This is a genomic window from Vibrio sp. B1FIG11 (genome assembly GCF_905175335.1).
GTDB lineage: Bacteria > Pseudomonadota > Gammaproteobacteria > Enterobacterales > Vibrionaceae > Vibrio > Vibrio campbellii.
In genome coordinates this window covers 395,554-413,527 of record NZ_HG992751.1, presented here as the reverse complement: position 1 = coordinate 413,527, position 17,974 = coordinate 395,554, and the positions used below count along the sequence as shown (strand labels likewise).

Below are 17,974 nucleotides of genomic sequence, written 5' to 3'. Positions count from 1 at the left end.
AAAAAAAGGTGACCGAGCGTCACCTTTTTTATTATCTGTGAAGCTAAGTGAATAAAAACTAAGCGCAATTGCCCTACCTAGTGGCTAGACACCTCGTAATGCTTCCCCTATAATCGTTGACCTATTAAGGCCCCTTAGCTCAGTGGTTAGAGCAGTCGACTCATAATCGATTGGTCCCCAGTTCAAGTCTGGGAGGGGCCACCAAATTCAGAAGGCTCGTAGAGAAATCTACGGGCCTTTGTTGTATCTGGAAGATAGAGATTCCATCCAGTCCCCCATCACACCAAAACTTACTCTTATTCAGGGAGCTGCCTACGAGCGCTCCAACTCCAGCTTATTGGCTTGGTACTCTTCTGTTGCCGCAACGAGGTCTGGGCGGTTAATCACTTTCCATAAGAAGTAAGGTGGGATCAGAAATGCGACGAAGTAAAACGACTCATGGAAGAAGATGTGTGCGATGTCTTCTTGATGCTCGCACAGTGCCGCAAGGGCGCAGAAATCCAATAAGATGCTCAAAGCCCCGAACACCACAGAGACTACGATAGCCAAACCCAGTAACTCTCTGAGGTAATGTTTAAATGCCATTCTAGTAATTCCTTCTAGCTAACCAGTGCGGTCAAAGCTACGCCTCTCACTCCTTATCTGAATTGACTTTTATCAACTTCAGCGCCAAACAAATAAGAACTTAGTTTTATAAAAAATCACTTGCATAGCAGGCAAGACCACTGATCTAGCATTCAATTAATATGCTCAATACCCTTTAATTTCTATACCCACACATAAAGGTGATTGACCACCACCGCTATTATTAATTTACTCACTAAAGACTCTTTCTTGACATGGTTTCTCAAGACTGAAACTAAACTTTGAATGATCTCATTTAAAAAGCAGTAGGAAGCTATGAAAAATTACACTTACCCTATCCTTGCACTCTCCGGCGGACTGTTACTGGTTGGCTGTGGTAGTGACGATTCATCATCCCCAGATGCAGCAACTTTTTCTCTCAGTGTTTCTGACGCACCCGTGGATGATGCCAACAAAGTCGTTTTAGCCTTCAAAGATGTTGTGCTCGTTCCTTTCGATCCTGAAACGGGTCAGCAAACAGGTGAACATATCCTTTTAGATGCCAGCGACGACGGCGAACTGAATCAAGTTGATTTGATGCAGTACCAAGGCAGCAACGCAGAAACCATCATCAGTGAACAAGATATCCCACCGGGTGACTACGCAATGTGTGTCTACGCAAAAGACGGCAGACAGTTGAACGACACGACTCTCTCTTATGTAGAGAAAACCGATGGTTCTGTGAAAGGCTTAGTCGTACCAAGCCGTGGCAGCTGTTTTGGTTTTAAACCAGATACCAGTGATCAAGGTCGCCTTAAGTTCTCTGGTAAAGGCGAGTATGTAAAAATTAATGTCGGCCACAACAGCTACGTGGTGGAGTTTGATTTACGTAACGGCCTTGCAGACCCTGTTGGCCTTGATTACATGAACATGAATTCAAATGCCGTAAGCCTAGTCAATGCTTCAGAAGCAGGCCATATTGGTGGCCAAGTTAGTGAAGTTCAGTATCAAGCTTGTGAGGCAGACAGCGCCGCATGGAATGCAATTAACGATGTGCCTCCAGTACACGCCGTGTACCTTTACGCAGGCGCAATGGATCGCTCTACCATGGGTGACATGGGCGCTCCAGAACCGTTTAATACACCGGTTGCGGCCGCAAACGTAAATGAGTCAGTTGATGAAGAAGGCAACACAACTTACGACTACGAGTTTGGCTTTGTTGGCCCAGGTACTTACACGCTTGGCTACACTTGTACGGCTTACATCGACGATCCAAACTCGCATGAAACCTCAGAAGATGGCTTCCTGATCTACCAACACTACACGCCAGTGGAAGTTGTAGAGGGTGAGCACACCGAGCAGGATATTGAACCTATCTTGTAAAGCACCTACCTTGTAAAATACAAGGCCGAAAAAAACCGCTCATTTGAGCGGTTTTTACTTACCCTTCAAAAATACACAAAGACATCATTAATCCGACAAATAATACTGAACGGTTGAGACAACGCGTACTTTCTTAATATACGGTGTGTTGCTATCACGATCGTAAATAGAGAACTGACCTTGCGTCGCACGCTTGATTTTACCGAGTGAGCTTTGTGAATCTTTGGCGAACTTCTCTGCCACTTCTCGAGCGTTCTTGGTCGCTTCCTCAATCATATCTGGCTTGATGTCATTAAGCTTAGTAAAGCTGTATTCAACCCGGTTTGAATATGGGTCTTGGTTAAGTAAAACACCCTGTTTACCTAACTCACCGATCTCATTGATGGCTGCTCTAACAACATCAATATTCTGGCTATAAACCGTCACAGTGCGGTTTGCTAAGTAGCGATACTCAATGTCTTGTTCGTTTCCATACTGCTGCGCCTTACGGTCTGTTACAGCAGGTGAAGACAACGAAAAGTTGGACTCATCCAACCCCTTTGATGCGAGAAAGTCGAGCACTAGTTTGGTCTGCTGATCAATCTCATCAAACATCGTCGGCATATCATTACTCGCGACGGTAAACTGAATTGGCCAAATTACCGTGTCCGCTGGATACTCCCGCTCAGATAACCCCTTTACCGTCACGACCCGTTCATAAGCTTTATATTTGACGGCGGTCTGTTGAATGAAAAAGCCCAACACACCCAAACCAATAATCAAGCTCAACCCAAGCCACACTGACGACTTATTAGAAATTCTCTCCATTCACCCTCCTAATTTCACTAAATTGATCAATTTGTTATCTCGATAAGATAGTTCAGTTATGGCAATAAAATAACGACCGGAAGCTAAATTTGTGTCATTTCGCTCGAAATAATGAGCACAACAATATAAAATCGAACAGTGTTTTATTAAGAGCCTAATACTCATGTTGAAAACAAAATTGATGATAATGCTCGGTGGCTTGATTGTATCTTCCTCTTGCTTTGCAAGTAGCGAGAGCCTGATTGAAGATGCAATGTCAGAAGAGTCTCAAGAGCTCGCATGCAGCGAAGAACATTGCGAAGGCAAAGGCTTTGATGGACGCTTGCTACTTGAAAACGAGCCAACCAAGCAGGTATTGAGCTCGATAGAATCAATCAGTAAGACTCTCAACGCCATGAGCATCCTGATGTTTGCTGGTGATAAAACTTAAATAGTCCCTCACACTCATTCATTTCAGAGTCTTTGGTCAATAAAGCTTCATTGGTTTGTCACCAAAGGCTCATGTTTTTGCCTCTGAACTGTCATCTGTAATTTCTACTATCCAATCAGCAACTTGTACGCTGAGGTAAATATGGATAGTTCGACCCCTTTTCGTCTCCCACGTAAGACGCCGTTTGGCATTGGTGAAAACGTTGCTGAATGGGCAACCGGTTTAAACCAGCTCGATAAGTTCTACGCCCAACGCCCCGTTAATACCGATACAAAAACTTTTCTCCGCTTCACGCTGGATATCTTAGGCATCGACTATCGCATTGCTCATGGTTCACTAGACTCAGTACCCAAACAAGGTGCTACCGTCATTGTGGCGAACCACCCGCTTGGGTGTGTAGAAGGCGTGATTTTGGCTGAATTACTGTTGATGGTCAGAGACGATATCCAAATCCTAGCTAATCAATACCTTAAAACCGTGCCAGAGTTAGACAAGCTCTTTATTGGCGTCGATGTATTTGAAGGTAAAGACGCGGTCAAGTCCAATATGAAAGCCCTGAGAGCGGCCAATAAACATCTGGCAAGTGGCGGCTTATTGCTTGTCTTTCCCGCCGGTGAAGTGTCCCAGTTAGTCGATGCCAAACAGCAACGTTTGCAAGATAAGGATTGGAGTCGAAGCGTAAGTAGCCTTATCCGCAAAAACAAAGCCACGACAGTTCCGGTCTTCATCAGCGGTCAAAACTCGAAACGTTTTTATATGGCGGGAAAAATCCATCCGCTTCTACGCACCCTAATGCTTGGTCGAGAGCTGCTGAACAAACACGCGCAAACCATCAACTTGTCTTTTGGCCAAGCGATTAAATTTAAAGAGCTCAACACACTTAGCGATGATCAAGTGGTGAACTATTTGCGGCTCAACACTTACTTGCTCAATCGCGAAACCCAATCAGTGAAGCCCTCTTCATCATCAGCACTGCTCTCTCCAATAGCGGCAGGGTTACCCGTAGGCGAATTGCTTGAAGAGCTGAACAACTTACCAAAAGAGTCCAAGCTGCTAACAAGTGGTGAGTTCGATGTCTACTGCACGGAGTCGCAGAATATCCCTTCCCTACTGCATGAAATTGGTCGCCTGCGTGAGCTCAATTTTCGACAGGTTGGCGAAGGAACTGGGCTGGCAATAGACATTGACCATTTCGATCATGATTACCTGCATCTGTTTGTGTGGGACAGAGAAAACCAGTGTTTGGTGGGCGCGTATCGTTTAGGTCTGGTTGACCAACTGATTGAAAAGCGCGGCGTAGTCGGTCTGTATTCACGAACGTTGTTTAACTATGACCAACGCTTTATCGACCAAATGGGTAAATCCATTGAGATGGGACGCTCAGTGATTGCGCAGCAATATCAAAAGAGTATGAGCGCGCTACTGCTGCTGTGGAAAGGCATCGCAACCTTTGTGCATCAAAACCCAGATTACACTCACCTATTTGGTCCGGTGAGCATTAGCAACGACTACAGCGATACTGCACGCCAACTGCTAGCTCAATCAATGACACTGCACCACTACGATAACAACTGCGCAGAGTACGTCACGCCTTCTAATCCACTTCCTGACCACCAACGTGACTGGAATACCAGCATGCTCACCGCATTAGGGGACTTACAGCTATTATCACGCGTCATTGCCAGAATCGATGAAGGAAAAGGTGTGCCAGTTTTATTGCGTCAGTACTTAAGCCTCAATGGCAAACTGGTGTGCTTTAATGTCGATCCTGCGTTCAATAATGCTCTAGATGGGTTAATCATGGTTGACTTGCGCGATGTTCAAGAAAAGACGTTGGCGAGGTATATGGGACGCGAGCAAACTCATGAGTACCTCACCTATCATGCAAATAGCAACCATAAGTAAGAGCAGTCAGTAAAAAGAGAGTTGTGAGCCAATAAAAAGCAGGGTTGCGACTCTCTTTTATTTTTCTATCAATGAGATAAGAACACTTCGTGAAGTACGCCGAAAAGACTCTTATAAATACATTCTATCGAAGAGTCGCAATGACATTGATCACACCCGTCCCGTCACAAACTTTCACAAAACACCAAAGTCGAGTCAGATCACATTAAGCTCCCAGACCAAATCAACACAAAATGTGACATCGATCGTTACTAGCATTTAATTTGAATTTCAAAAGAAATCAAAAGTGATCAAAGTCACAAAGTATTTTGATTTTAAATTTGTCAGAAGATCGAATTGATCACTAAGATTTTTATTGACAGATTTGAAAGTGGCTTTTTGTTATTAAGTTACAAGTCAATAAGTTGAAGTTAGTCACTTAAAAACCGTTTCTCAGCCTAAGAAATGCGGGGGTTGATCACGAAAAACCCGTTGTCAGTTCCAATTGGAAAATGTGTGGTAAATTGATTGGGTACTAAGCAATCAAACAAACGGTTTTGGCGAACCGTTTACTACAACAAAATTCATCAGAACATCGAACGGGGAATTGTTATGATATCACCAGATGCCAAGATCAAGATACAAAATTTTGGTCGTTTTCTGTCAAACATGGTAATGCCAAACATCGGCGCGTTTATCGCGTGGGGCTTTATCACTGCTCTATTTATCCCAACTGGATGGCTGCCAAACGAGACCTTGGCATCTATGGTTGGCCCTATGATTACCTACTTGCTGCCACTGCTTATCGGCTACACCGGTGGTAAATTGGTTGGTGGCGATCGCGGTGCGGTAGTCGGTGCAATCACAACAATGGGCGTGATTGTCGGTACCGACATCCCAATGTTTATGGGCGCAATGATGGTCGGCCCGATGGGCGGCTGGGCTATCAAGAAATTCGATAACTACATCGACGGTAAAGTGAAAAGCGGTTTCGAGATGTTGGTCAACAACTTCTCTGCAGGCATCATCGGTATGCTGTGTGCGATCCTTGCTTTCCTGTTTATCGGTCCATTCGTAAAAATTCTTTCTGGTGGCTTGGCGGCAGGCGTTAACTTCCTAGTATCAGCTCACCTTCTACCACTGACTTCAATCTTCGTTGAACCAGCAAAGATCCTTTTCCTAAACAACGCGATCAACCACGGTATCTTCTCTCCATTAGGTATCCAACAAGCGTCTGAGACAGGTCAATCGATCTTCTTCCTAATCGAAGCAAACCCAGGTCCTGGTCTAGGTATCCTGCTAGCTTACATGGTGTTTGGTAAAGGTACGGCTCGTCAAACTGCAGGTGGTGCATCAATCATCCACTTCTTCGGCGGTATCCACGAGATTTACTTCCCATACATCCTAATGAACCCTCGTCTAATCCTTGCGGCTATCGCAGGTGGTATGACTGGCGTATTCGTCCTTACTATCTTTAACGCAGGTATCGTTTCTCCAGCATCACCAGGTTCAATCTTTGCAATCTTATTGATGACTCAGAAAGGTTCAATCGTTGGTGTACTAGCCTCTATCGCAGCAGCAACAGGCGTGTCATTCGCTGTAGCAGCACTGCTAATGAAGACACAAACGTCAACGGAAGAAGACGGTGATGAAGCAGCACTAGAAAAAGCAACATCACAAATGAAAGACATGAAATCTGCATCTAAAAACGATGCGGTGGTAAACAACCAAAGCAAAGGTGACGTAGACCTAGCGACAGTTCAAAGCATCATTGTCGCTTGTGATGCGGGCATGGGCTCAAGCGCCATGGGTGCGAGCATGCTACGCAAAAAGGTTCAAGGCGCTGGCCTGAACATCCACGTAACCAACCTTGCTATTAACAGCTTACCAGAGAGTGCAGATATCGTGATTACTCATAAAGACTTAACGGATCGTGCACGTAAGCATGCTCCAAACGCACACCACATTTCATTGACTAACTTCCTAGACAGCGAAATGTACAACCAGCTAGTCACCAAACTACTAGCAGCACAAAACCAATCCGCAGCCAATGACGACCAAATGGTAAAAGTGTCCGTCATGGCGGCGAACGACGACAGCTTTGAGCCACAACAACCATCGGTATTCCAAATCCAGCGTGAGAACATTCATCTCGGTTTGAAAGCAGCCAACAAAGAAGAAGCCATTCGCTTTGCAGGCAACAAATTGGTTGAACTTGGCTACGCAGAACCAGAATACGTAGACGCGATGTTTGAGCGTGAAGCGTTGGTTCCAACTTACCTCGGCGAATCTATCGCAGTACCTCACGGTACGGTAGAAGCGAAAGACCGCGTGAAGAAAACTGGCATTGTAATCTGCCAATACCCATCGGGTATCCAATTTACTGAAGACGACGATGATGTAGCGAAACTGGTTATCGGCATTGCCGCTAAGAACGATGAGCACATCCAGGTGATTACCACCATTACAAACGCGCTCGATGAGCCGGAGGCAATTGAGAAGCTAACTAGCACCAACTATGTGGAAGAGATTCTGAACATCCTTGGCGGCCAGCAAGCGGCTTAATCACTCCTTTTATTTGCTCCTGAGCAAACTGAGGTCAGCTGTCACCCCCTATGCGGTTGGCCTCACCCTAGATTCGTTTTAGTCAATATTTCAGACATTGGTAGGTAAGCATTATGAAAAACGCAGTTCATTTTGGCGCAGGTAATATTGGTCGTGGCTTCATCGGTAAACTCTTAGCAGACGCAGAAGTCGAGGTGACATTCGCGGACGTTGACGCTCCACTCATCGACCAACTGAGTCACAAGCAAGAATACAAAGTAAAAGTGGTCGGCACTGAGTGCCAAATCGACACCGTGACTCACGTCACCGCGGTTAACTCCGCCAGTGAAGATGTCATCGAGCGCATTGTAAAAACCGACTTAGTAACAACAGCAGTGGGCCCTAACGTACTGGACATCATTGCAAAAACCATCGCCACAGGCATTGCTAAGCGCTTTGCTGCAGGCAACGATAAACCATTGAACATCATCGCGTGTGAAAATATGGTTCGCGGCACGACGCACCTAAAAGGTGAGGTGTACAAACACTTAGATGAATCATTACATGCAAAAGCAGACGATTTGGTTGGCTTTGTCGATTCAGCGGTAGACCGCATCGTGCCACCAGCAGAAGCGGCGAACGATGATCCACTCGAAGTGACGGTAGAAAGCTTTAGCGAATGGATTGTGGATGAACAGCAATTCAAAGGCGAAATCCCTGACATCGCAGGCATGGAAAGAACCAACAATCTAATGGCGTTTGTCGAGCGTAAGCTGTTCACCCTCAATACGGGTCACTGCATTACCGCTTACTTAGGTTGCTTAAAAGGCCACCGCACCATTCGTGAAGCGATTGAAGATCCAAGCATTTATGCTGAAGTAAAACAGGCAATGCAAGAGAGTGGTGAAGTGCTGATCAAACGTTACGGTTTTGATCGCGACATGCACAATGCGTACATCGAGAAGATTCTAGGTCGCTTTGCCAACCCGTTCTTAGTCGATGAAGTTGACCGTGTCGGTCGCCAACCAATTCGCAAATTGGGCGCAAACGATAGATTAGTGAAGCCGTTACTCGGTACAATTGAGTATGGCACTGAAAATCAAACACTTTTGAAAGGCATTGCCGCTGCGTTGAAGTACACTAACGACACTGACCCACAAGCCATAGAGCTGCAAAACTCATTAAAAGAAGTGGGCGTGAAGAAAACGCTGGCGGTGTACACAGGTCTTGCAGAAGACAGTGCAGAAGTAGCTCAAATTGAGGCGCTTTACCACCAACTTTGATTTACCTAGGGGAGCTTAGCTCCCCTTCTGTATCCTTTTCCGCTTGAAGAGATTGGGATACCTAATAACTAGAAATGTATTCAGTATATGGCAGATAACATCAACGAAACCGAGATCATTGAGCGATTAAACAGCGCACCTTCGGTACGAGGCTTTTTTATTGCGGCAGTCGACGTCTTTAACGATTCGATCGATGGGCTAGTACAAAGGATCTTTCGTAAAGATAACTTCGCCGTTCAATCCGTGGTTGGTCCGCTGCTACAAGACTCAGGACCGCTGGGCGATCTATCTGTTCGTTTAAAGTTACTGTTTGGCTTGGGTGTACTTCCTGATGATATTTACCACGACATCGAAGACATCATTAAGCTCAAGAACCAACTCAATAGTGACGCTTGTGATTACGAGTTTACCGACCCAAATATTCTAGACCCAATCAAAAAACTGCATCTGGTAAAGAAAATGGGCATGGTGCAACTGGAAGTCAGCGAACCAGATGACGACATCGACCTTGAGTTTTATCAGCTGCAACTGCAACGTCAACAACAAATCATTAAGTCAGGGCTCTCACTTGCGATTGTCGAGATATGTAATGAACTAGGTAAAGAGAGCCCATTCTAACGCCACATTGTATACCCAAGCTCCCTTCAAAAGGATTCGAGGTTGCTTAGGTATAACAAGCAGTAATGTCAGCCGCTCTGCCCAAAAACGTAGGAGCCCTACCCAATGTTAAAAGCGGTACTTTTTGATATGGATGGACTGATTTTCGATACCGAATCCATCTACAAACAAAGTTGGCAATACGCCGCCACCAAGCAAGGCTTAACTATCACCGATGATTTCTACCAACAGTTCATCGGTGTCCAAGACCCTGAATGTGAAAGAATACTCGCCGAGCATTTTCAAGACGCCATCGATATGCCGCGCTATAAAGCCGTGCGAGATGAGCACTTCCATAATCTCAGAAACCAAGGCATTGCGCTCAAACCCGGATTCGACGCCCTGTTTTATGCCATCAAACAACATGGTTTATTAACCGCGATTGTTACCTCTTCTCACCTTCCTGAGGTAAAACACAATTTCTCAGGCAGCACGTACCTTGCTCAGTTTGATTTAGTGATTACCGCCGAAGATGTAGAACGCGGTAAACCAAACCCTGATTGCTATCAAATGGCTTATCGCCAATTGGGTGTGGACGCCAAGCAATGCTTAGTATTGGAAGATTCGAACAACGGCATCAAAGCCGCACTCGCTGCGAAATGCCAAGCGGTAATGATTCCGGATTTACTTCCACCTCTGCCAGAGCTCGAAGACAAAGTCATCATTAAAGCGTCTCTTGAGGAAGTGATTCCACTGCTGAGTCAGCTTTAGCTTTCATCACAACTATCGGACTACAGCTCGTAAGTCAGACCAAAATGGAACTTATAGTCGTCTTTCTCTGGTACTACGCCTTCAGCATCGGCTTTGGTTTCTGACAAGTGATCCCACACTGCTTTGATGCTCAGTTCCAGATCATCAACAAGATCGATATCAAAACCAAGCTCATTGGTATGACGTGTACCGCCTGCGTCATTGCTTGCCCAATTCAGGTTATAGGTGTGGCTTAGATCGATGTCATCCGTCAGCTCATACTCAAAGTTCGATTCAAAGGTAAGAGTATTACTGGAAACATCACCGGCCTCCCCTTCTTCCACGGTTTTAAAGTCAGTGTACTGATAACCCGGACCGATAGAGACGTCCCATTCCGTTTGAGGATTGGCAATAATGAAGTAACCCATTTGCAAAGACGCGTTGACTTGGTAATCAATGTTTTGGAACTCGTCGCTGAGCAACGAGAGCTTAAGTGGTCTGAAGAACAAACGGTTATTGAGATAGATATCATACGAGCCATCAAACGAGCTGTTGTTCGCGGTCGTTTGATCATTGGTTTGCGAGTTTTCGTGCTTTGCTTTTAGCTTAGTGCGTGATCCGACCGTGCTTCGCTCTGCCTCAACCTCACCCAATAAAGAGAACTCATCAGTGTTACCTTTACTGATGTCCAAGCCCAAAAAGATCTCGGTTGTCCAATGATCGGAGTCGTTCTCCGATCCGCGATAAATCGACACAATCTCAGTAACGGGAAACGAGATTTCTTCCTCGCCGTTAGTGAGATACAACTTATCCTCACGAATCGACAGGTAACCATCGTATACATCACCACTAGAGGTTCGAATGGTAAAGAAGCTTGCCGTTTCTAATACCGCGATGTCTTCGATCTCGATTTCTTGATCGCCAAGATCATCACTATCAAATTCAACTTCCTGATCGAACGAGTTTGTTTCTTCCTTGATCGTGCCAATCAGTTCTCCTTTGATCACTTCACCCGATTTGAGTTGTAACCAGTCATCGCTTTCGTCGATAAATACCGTTTGGCTTTTGCGCTCTTCTGTTTGTGTTTCTTCCTCTGCCATCACTGATGGATGGTAAAACGAGGACGCGATACATAAAGCCAAGAGTTTGATTTTCATAGTGACCTTTTCAGTTCAGTGGCAACCACATCCGTTGGGCTTACGATAGTGATGCTCACCGCTCGGCGTGTCAGAAAGTAAACAATTGAATGTCAACGTATTGCGCATCATAACCATGTCTACGGACATAAAAAAAAGCGAAGTCATGTGACTTCGCTTTAGGTTCTCGCTACTTACATAGCGCGACATAAACAAGTGTGATTATCAGCAGACATTAACGTTTAAAACTAAACATGACCTACGACTACCAGTACTCTATAGTGGTTGCTTTAGCTGCTGTCTATGCCATCACTCTTTTCTACGATTAAATTCTCTTCGTTAAATCTGCTCAACTAGAGAAATCGTTACCTAATGCGCCTCGTGCTTTGTAGCCTATGTAGTAGGCTTTGCAAACAGACTCCGTAAACCCTTCTCTTAGCCGGGCGACTCGTTTTCCAGCCATTGAAAGTGAGCTTCGGCTCACCGATGTTTTTAGCCAAGATAGTTTTGCCAAACTGAAAGTGCTGAATTCTTCTAGCAAGGCTTGATAGTCCCCCTCTTGCAGGGGCGGTTTTGGTGCTATAGCGTGATAGTGAGATGCGTGATGCACCTGGCTTAGTTTTTCCATCAAATTATTATAGCGTTTAATCCAACCTGGTAAGTGAACTAGTTTTGATGGGCTTTGTCTATACTCAACTCTTAAGGAGCCATCACTATTGTAAACACAAAGATCGAGCCAATTTATATTTACAGTTATAGCTTCAGAAAAATTAAATAAGTAATAATAATTAGTAGACTCAGCGTTTGGCACTTGCAACATATGATATTTCGATTCAGACTCCTTTTGATAAAAAGAGACTTTCTGTTTATTATTACCTTGCTTAATTTCCCTCTCGGTAAAAGGTATAAGAGTAGCTTCTGTTAATTTTCTAGAGCCTGTACTACCTCGAACTAGAAGGTCACAAGCCTGTTCAATTAGAATATATTTCTTGCTCTCAAATTCGAAAATATCACCACTACTTAGAGGCGAGTGAATTCTATTTATCGAGAAGTCAAATATTTCATCTTTTCTTAAAGAAGAAAAATGGGTATTTGCAGGAATTATTTTATCTAGATAGCTCTTGTATTTATCTTCATTAAAAACTACTGCTTGCACAGAACGAAAATCAGCCAACTTGTTAATTAAAGGGCTCGAAGTTTTGAAAAACTCACCAATGGACTTGTTTTGTTTAATTGAGAAAAGTCGATTTAGAAGTTCGATTTCAGATGCACCTTCTTTCAGAGAGCTTGAAAATATTGAATGGTCTATTTCATAGATGGAGTTTTGGCTAAGATCATTTCTAAGTTCTTGTATTGACTTGACTAGCTCTTCAGATAAAGAACCAACCATTTCAGCGCTCAATTTTCTAAGAAATATTCGTTTGATAAACTCAGAAGCTTTAAAATCAAGACAAACGTCATCAGACTTATCTTCAACAGAAATAATATCTTTTGATAATACAGAAAAGTTATAAGTATCAAGACTACTATTTAATTCTTTAATTATTTCATTACGTTTTGCTTCTTCTTCAAGACCGTGCTTTGCTTCACTAGTGAAAAGAACACAATATATATCAGATAATTGAGTTTGGTTTAATATCTCTTCTATAATTTCTTTGCCAAATGTTTTACTTGCGCCTTCATGTTCAAAGTTATAATCAATTAAAAATAAATTTCTCGAATTAGATGTTAACCAATTGGATTTTTTTTCATTCCATTCAGATAGACTTAGCTTTTCAAGCTTTCCAATAGAGTACTGGTCGAAGATATCAATAAGACCATTAAATTCCGTTGTCGTAAAGTCAGGTTTACTCTGCCCTATATGGCTATAGTAATCACTTATAACGTGGTCTTCTGTTGGTAGATATTCTTTCCATATTTCAAATGGTTCTGATATGTCAATATTTTTATTAACAATGTGTTCAAAATTAGATATAGCTTCAGGGTTGGCCTGTGCAAAAACTTCGACACTAGATAAATAGTCATCAACAATACTATTGTTTTTAGGCGAAAATCGGTCATCCACCCAAATTACATTATCTAATTTAATAGCGTTAAAAACGCTTTGTTTAAATTGTTCCACAGCCATTACACCAACGCCTCAATTAAATTAATTTCAAACTTATATCTTCTACCAAATTTATTCTTTTCATCTAATAACTTGACAGAACACCCTCTTTCTTTTAGTAGATTTTGTACAATATATAGCCCTAAGCCTTGGCCATATTCTTTATCAGATGCGAACATATCAAATAACACATCTTCCAGTGCAGGTCTGACGCCTTTAGCACTATCCCAAATTGTGACGATGCTATTGTCGACAGAAATTGTTATTGAATGCTCATCTTGAGGGTAGTGAGCTTTAAATACGGTTAACCAATGCTCAGAGTTTCGCACAATGTTATCGATAATTTGGTATAGCTTACCTCGGTTGAAGGATACTAATTTAGAATTTTTTTTATCATCCAATTTTATTTCAAGCCCTTTACTTGAAAAGTAACCCTCTCGTAACTCAAAATAGTCATGAACGAAATCAGAGATACTAATTTCTTCCATTACTTGTCGTTGAGCTTTTACTAGAGGGTTAAGTGATGAAATAGCTTTTGACAGAACTTGAGTATCACCTCTAATACCGTTAAGTTCTTTGGTCAATGTAACATCTTTAATACCTAAATCTTCTACTCGTTTTTTGGCTGCATTTAGGTGTAATCGCGTATTCCTAATCTGCTCATTAGCTTCGTGAGCCAATGTTTGTGCAGATAAACCAATCGCTACGTGATCGTAAAAGTTTTTAATTTGATTCTCATAGCTTTTAATTTCATCAATAACTTTTGTCGTAGAGTGAATGTGGCTAGCTAAGTCATCAGTAAAGGCTTTGTACTGCTTTAAACTAGAATTTACTTCAGACTCTAAAGATGTCACTAGATCTTTAATGGATGCTAGTTTCTCCGCCAAAATAGGATCACTGAACATGTCTTGCTGATTTTCATCTATCGCTTTATCAATCTCAGCACGCTTTTCGGTAAATTTCTCCTGAATTCGCGAAGTGGATTTAGTCACCTTGGGCTGAAGTTTTATACTCTTTTTGACAAGATTATCGAGTTCAACAGTGGCTTGCTTTGCCGAGTAGCCTTTAGGCTTTCCTGCATCTTCTAGAGTCATCTCATCTAGAAACATATGCGTACTTCTTCTACTGGTGTTTAGAAAATGGTTCACCGTTTCGATGAAGTGACGACAAAGAATATAAAAAGCACGATATTGAGGATTATCTACAAAGCTTTCACGGTCAGATTTTTCGATTAAGTATTTATTGTCATACCAACTTAGATTGACATAGCCTGTTACATTACCAGGCCTTAGTGAGTATGCACCGGAGCCTGATGTCATATCTTTTGATAGCCCAAGCCAGTCTTTTCCTCCTGAACCCACTTTAAATCCATCACGATAAACGGATATATCACCAGAAATCTCTTTTATCGTTTCTCGCATTGCTTGGAGAGAGATTTCTTCGACATTGAGTGCTTCTTTTGTTAATAAGAAATTGAATATTTTTGCCTCAAAAAACGCCGGGAAAGCTTTCCTTTATTAAGGCAGTGCTCAGTTCATCAAACTCAATTCTATGTTCAAAATTCAGAAAGTACTTATTTTCAGAGTGAGTAAACTCATATCCGTGAAAACGAGGCTGGCTTTTTATGTAGTCTAGAAGTGCAACTCCATTATCTGAGAGTACGTGATTGTCGAAAGGAGCTCTTCGAGAATCAGTTGAATTAGGTTTATAAGGCATGAGGTCTATCTTGCCTTTGACAATAGCCTCGGTTTCAGTTACTTCGAATTCAAATATACTGGACGCTTGTTCTAAAAGTTTATTCGAAACGACTTCTAATTCTTCGTTAACTCCATTACAGACATAAAATGTTTTAAAGTCTGAGATTTGACCATGAGGAGAAACCATAGAAGCTATCTTGTTCTTTACAGAGTTCGACTCTTGACTCTCCCAGAAATCTATATCTCTAAGTCCAATAGCTTCAATAATAGTTCCGCTTGAGGGTTTTGGTAAAAGAAGTTTTTCTTCAATATGGATAGTGTCAATAGTTTTACCGTGAGAGAAGTCGTCCCAGTTAAACGAAACGGCAATCCCTGGTTGGTTAGCTTGATCGTGCGTTGATATTCTACATAAAGAGCCGAGCTGCATAGAACCTAATCGACCTAGACCTTTATCACCGACTAGAGTTCGGTCGTACTTTTTAGTAACAAGACCTCGTTCTTTTGCTCTTTTTTTTTCTGAGTAACTCACTGTAAGCCAAGAGCGATCTATCCGGTTTCTGTCCATACCGTGACCATTATCTCTTACAGAAATTCGGCCTTTGTAAACCTTTTCCTTTCTTACTTCTTTACCATCGACCATCGTTACGTGTTCAATGGTTTCGGTATATTCAGTATCAACTTCTATATAGCAAAAACTCGCATCAGCATCGTGCGAGTTTTTAATAAGTTCAACTAAAGCTATATCTGGCCCACTGATCAACTCAGCACCTAATTGCTGAATGACATGAGCATCGATTTTTAGCTTTAGTGGGTCTGTTTTTTTTTTCTTTTTCTGACGTTGTTGCCATATTATCTCCGCATTATCAGGACAGTTTCTTTGCCCATCGTTGTCGCGACTTTGTTTCTTGAAGGCATGCGTTTAGCGGGTATGTCTCTTTCTAGCTGATAAACAAATTTACAGCCAAAACTTTCAAGTACTTCACGCATAATCTTGTCTAGTGGTACTTCTATGTTTGAGATTCGTCGATTGCCTAGTGTCCAAATCATATATGCATTATCACGCAATTCATCAACTGCATTCTCAAGAGCTAGAGAAAGATCATAAACAAAGCTAATGAGCTTTTTTGTATTGTCTGGGTTCACCAGATGAATAGTCTCAATGCATTGATTTAATGAAGGGGATTTGTCTTTAAGTGCTTCATGCTTTTCCACTGACTCTTTCAACGAGCCACCTAAGCTAGAGCTATCAATCGTGTTTTGTTGACTCAGCAGTTGCGGCTGGGTGCTTTCATTAATGTCGTTCGTATCTATCCACTGTAATGGTAAATATGAAAACTGGCCGTATGTCACTGTTGTGGCGTTATCACCATATGGCGGTGAACTAATTAGCAGGTCGTATTTCATTTTTGAACGCTTACGAGCCTTGGCATCTACATTCTTGATGCTAACCTTGCTTACACTTTTTGAACGAACTAAATGTCCGTTGTCAGCAAGCAATTGCTTTTGAGCTTTGATGTTTTCAACGCTTTTTAGAATATTGCGCTTAAAAATGTCTTCAGGCGAACCAATCTTTTCAATCTGTTCTTCAGATTTAATATGAAGCTTGTATGTTGAGCTTCTGGAGTTACATGTAGATCGAACTGTATTACTGAGTGCTAGCCAGAAGATCTTGCGTGCCCATTTTGAAGGTTCGGCTTTAATTGCCAAATAGATCGTACTCAGTTCAATTTGAACATTCGGTAAGAACCATTTATCAATACCTGTGAAATTTACGGCAACAGCATCTGCTTTGCTTGTTTCGATAGTCAAAAGAAGGTTAGCTACTTTCTCTTGAAGTTTTTTGATATATAAAGGACCACTTTTAACTTCACAAGCTAGGATAGCCAGAGGGTTTATATCATGGCCCACAAAGTCGAGCCCGCGCATCATAGCTTCACCTAAAGTGGTACCAGAGCCCACGAATGGGTCAAATACAGTCTGAATATCGTTATCTTCACTACAAATCGCATCAATAAGCTCGCCCTGCATTTGAGGAACCATCATCGCAGGGTATTGAATAAGAGCGTGGCAGTGTTGTCGACTTGAACGGCCTTTAAAAGACCAGTACGAGTCATCTGCTAATGAGTAAGCCTTGATTTTATTGATAATTGTTTTGTCATGTATTGTTAAAGGCATTTAGGTCGAACTCAATTTAAGTGAATGATAAAGATTTTAATGTATCTACATCGTTATTTTGTAAGGTATTTTAGCATCATTTAAACGTAGACACCAGGTAGAGTAACCACCTATATCTCTATAAAAGTTTGGACAACACTCTGGTTGCATCAACCAATATCGACTCTTTAAGGACTTCCGCAGACTCTCCTTGATATAGCCATCTCTAACACGATGAATCGCTGCGATGACTTGGGCCTCTTAACTTTTTGCGGCGACAAACCTCATTTTTAGTCTACCTGCAGCTTCTTCGATTGCTAGTGCATCTATGAAATCATTTTTGTTGTCTTTGACATAAGACTTAAAGTACTGGGGAGAAGTGAGTATTCACCACACTTGCGAGCAAGCCAATGAGCACCACCACAAGCTTCAAAAGCAATGGTTGTTGGTTCGATTTTACAGAGGAAATGTTGGAGTCGGTTTCGATTAAACTTACGACGTAATACTTCCACATCTGAACGTTTATGAGCGTTAGCGTGGAAATAGTGCTTGCCTAGGTCGATACCTAAGATGTGGATGGTAGACATATGGCTCACCTCATTACGAGAGCCTACTCTGAAATTAAAAGCTTGAAAGAG

The 17,974-nt window shown here is 42.4% G+C and carries 15 protein-coding genes and 1 tRNA gene; 8 read left to right on the top strand and 8 right to left on the bottom strand.

Annotation, left to right across the window (positions count from 1 at the left end):
• Positions 1–128 precede the first annotated feature (128 nt).
• Positions 129–204: transfer RNA gene (locus KHO06_RS01960), tRNA-Ile, on the top strand.
• A gap of 108 nt (positions 205–312) precedes the next feature.
• Here the strand turns inward: KHO06_RS01960 and KHO06_RS01955 are convergent.
• A complete protein-coding gene (locus KHO06_RS01955) occupies positions 313–585 on the bottom strand; it encodes a hypothetical protein (protein WP_005430451.1) in 273 nt (90 codons plus the stop codon).
• Between the two features lie 315 nt (positions 586–900).
• Here KHO06_RS01955 and KHO06_RS01950 point away from each other — a divergent pair, with 315 nt between their 5' ends.
• Positions 901–1,947, top strand: a complete 1,047-nt coding sequence (locus KHO06_RS01950; protein ID WP_045370058.1) for a DUF4382 domain-containing protein — start codon at positions 901–903, stop codon at positions 1,945–1,947.
• Positions 1,948–2,034: 87 nt separating this feature from the next.
• Here the strand turns inward: KHO06_RS01950 and KHO06_RS01945 are convergent, their stop codons facing one another.
• Positions 2,035–2,754: an SIMPL domain-containing protein gene (locus KHO06_RS01945; protein WP_045402380.1), complete on the bottom strand. Its 720-nt coding sequence runs from the start codon at positions 2,752–2,754 to the stop codon at positions 2,035–2,037.
• Positions 2,755–2,917: 163 nt separating this feature from the next.
• Here KHO06_RS01945 and KHO06_RS01940 point away from each other — a divergent pair, with 163 nt between their 5' ends.
• The 6 genes from KHO06_RS01940 (at position 2,918) to KHO06_RS01915 (ending at position 10,263) form a co-directional block, all read left to right on the top strand.
• Complete coding sequence (locus KHO06_RS01940; protein WP_005528797.1) at positions 2,918–3,184, top strand: hypothetical protein; 267 nt, start codon at positions 2,918–2,920, stop codon at positions 3,182–3,184.
• Positions 3,185–3,325: 141 nt separating this feature from the next.
• Positions 3,326–5,089 carry a GNAT family N-acyltransferase gene (locus KHO06_RS01935; protein ID WP_212582029.1) on the top strand — a complete coding sequence of 588 codons (1,764 nt, stop codon included), beginning with the start codon at positions 3,326–3,328 and terminating at the stop codon, positions 5,087–5,089.
• 591 nt (positions 5,090–5,680) lie between these two features.
• On the top strand, positions 5,681–7,633 hold the full coding sequence (locus tag KHO06_RS01930; protein ID WP_212582028.1) for a PTS mannitol transporter subunit IICBA: 1,953 nt from the start codon (positions 5,681–5,683) through the stop codon (positions 7,631–7,633).
• Between the two features lie 113 nt (positions 7,634–7,746).
• Complete coding sequence (locus KHO06_RS01925; protein ID WP_212582027.1) at positions 7,747–8,895, top strand: mannitol-1-phosphate 5-dehydrogenase; 1,149 nt, start codon at positions 7,747–7,749, stop codon at positions 8,893–8,895.
• An 87-nt stretch (positions 8,896–8,982) separates the two neighbouring features.
• Positions 8,983–9,513: an MltR family transcriptional regulator gene (locus KHO06_RS01920; protein WP_038890856.1), complete on the top strand. Its 531-nt coding sequence runs from the start codon at positions 8,983–8,985 to the stop codon at positions 9,511–9,513.
• A 105-nt stretch (positions 9,514–9,618) separates the two neighbouring features.
• Positions 9,619–10,263, top strand: a complete 645-nt coding sequence (locus KHO06_RS01915; RefSeq protein ID WP_212582026.1) for an HAD family phosphatase — start codon at positions 9,619–9,621, stop codon at positions 10,261–10,263.
• A 20-nt stretch (positions 10,264–10,283) separates the two neighbouring features.
• Here KHO06_RS01915 and KHO06_RS01910 read toward each other — a convergent pair whose 3' ends face one another.
• The 6 genes from KHO06_RS01910 to KHO06_RS01885 form a co-directional block, all read right to left on the bottom strand.
• Positions 10,284–11,399: a DUF481 domain-containing protein gene (locus KHO06_RS01910; RefSeq protein WP_045419896.1), complete on the bottom strand. Its 1,116-nt coding sequence runs from the start codon at positions 11,397–11,399 to the stop codon at positions 10,284–10,286.
• A gap of 328 nt (positions 11,400–11,727) precedes the next feature.
• A complete protein-coding gene (locus KHO06_RS01905) occupies positions 11,728–13,506 on the bottom strand; it encodes a hypothetical protein (protein ID WP_212582025.1) in 1,779 nt (592 codons plus the stop codon).
• On the bottom strand, positions 13,506–14,906 hold the full coding sequence (locus KHO06_RS01900; protein WP_212582024.1) for an ATP-binding protein: 1,401 nt from the start codon (positions 14,904–14,906) through the stop codon (positions 13,506–13,508). The genes KHO06_RS01905 and KHO06_RS01900 overlap by 1 nt, the downstream gene beginning before the upstream one ends.
• Before the next feature lie 67 nt (positions 14,907–14,973).
• Positions 14,974–15,942 carry an ATP-binding protein gene (locus KHO06_RS01895; protein ID WP_212582023.1) on the bottom strand — a complete coding sequence of 323 codons (969 nt, stop codon included), beginning with the start codon at positions 15,940–15,942 and terminating at the stop codon, positions 14,974–14,976.
• Between the two features lie 89 nt (positions 15,943–16,031).
• Entirely contained in the window at positions 16,032–17,357 is a 1,326-nt protein-coding gene (locus KHO06_RS01890; protein ID WP_212582022.1) for a DNA methyltransferase, read from the bottom strand.
• Positions 17,358–17,662: 305 nt separating this feature from the next.
• Positions 17,663–17,923 carry a hypothetical protein gene (locus tag KHO06_RS01885; protein WP_212582021.1) on the bottom strand — a complete coding sequence of 87 codons (261 nt, stop codon included), beginning with the start codon at positions 17,921–17,923 and terminating at the stop codon, positions 17,663–17,665.
• Between the last annotated feature and the right edge of the window lie 51 nt (positions 17,924–17,974).

Bases quoted from the DNA above. Each gene is read 5' to 3' on its own strand.
- KHO06_RS01905 (WP_212582025.1), bottom strand. From the start codon at position 13,506: ATGGCTGTGGAACAATTTAAACAAAGCGTTTTTAACGCTATTAAATTA.
- KHO06_RS01945 (WP_045402380.1), bottom strand. From the start codon at position 2,754: ATGGAGAGAATTTCTAATAAGTCGTCAGTGTGGCTTGGGTTGAGCTTG.
- KHO06_RS01930 (WP_212582028.1), top strand. From the start codon at position 5,681: ATGATATCACCAGATGCCAAGATCAAGATACAAAATTTTGGTCGTTTT.
- KHO06_RS01885 (WP_212582021.1), bottom strand. From the start codon at position 17,923: ATGTCTACCATCCACATCTTAGGTATCGACCTAGGCAAGCACTATTTC.
- KHO06_RS01925 (WP_212582027.1), top strand. From the start codon at position 7,747: ATGAAAAACGCAGTTCATTTTGGCGCAGGTAATATTGGTCGTGGCTTC.
- KHO06_RS01890 (WP_212582022.1), bottom strand. From the start codon at position 17,357: ATGCCTTTAACAATACATGACAAAACAATTATCAATAAAATCAAGGCT.
- KHO06_RS01915 (WP_212582026.1), top strand. From the start codon at position 9,619: ATGTTAAAAGCGGTACTTTTTGATATGGATGGACTGATTTTCGATACC.
- KHO06_RS01940 (WP_005528797.1), top strand. From the start codon at position 2,918: ATGTTGAAAACAAAATTGATGATAATGCTCGGTGGCTTGATTGTATCT.
- KHO06_RS01955 (WP_005430451.1), bottom strand. From the start codon at position 585: ATGGCATTTAAACATTACCTCAGAGAGTTACTGGGTTTGGCTATCGTA.
- KHO06_RS01950 (WP_045370058.1), top strand. From the start codon at position 901: ATGAAAAATTACACTTACCCTATCCTTGCACTCTCCGGCGGACTGTTA.
- KHO06_RS01920 (WP_038890856.1), top strand. From the start codon at position 8,983: ATGGCAGATAACATCAACGAAACCGAGATCATTGAGCGATTAAACAGC.
- KHO06_RS01900 (WP_212582024.1), bottom strand. From the start codon at position 14,906: ATGCGAGAAACGATAAAAGAGATTTCTGGTGATATATCCGTTTATCGT.
- KHO06_RS01935 (WP_212582029.1), top strand. From the start codon at position 3,326: ATGGATAGTTCGACCCCTTTTCGTCTCCCACGTAAGACGCCGTTTGGC.
- KHO06_RS01910 (WP_045419896.1), bottom strand. From the start codon at position 11,399: ATGAAAATCAAACTCTTGGCTTTATGTATCGCGTCCTCGTTTTACCAT.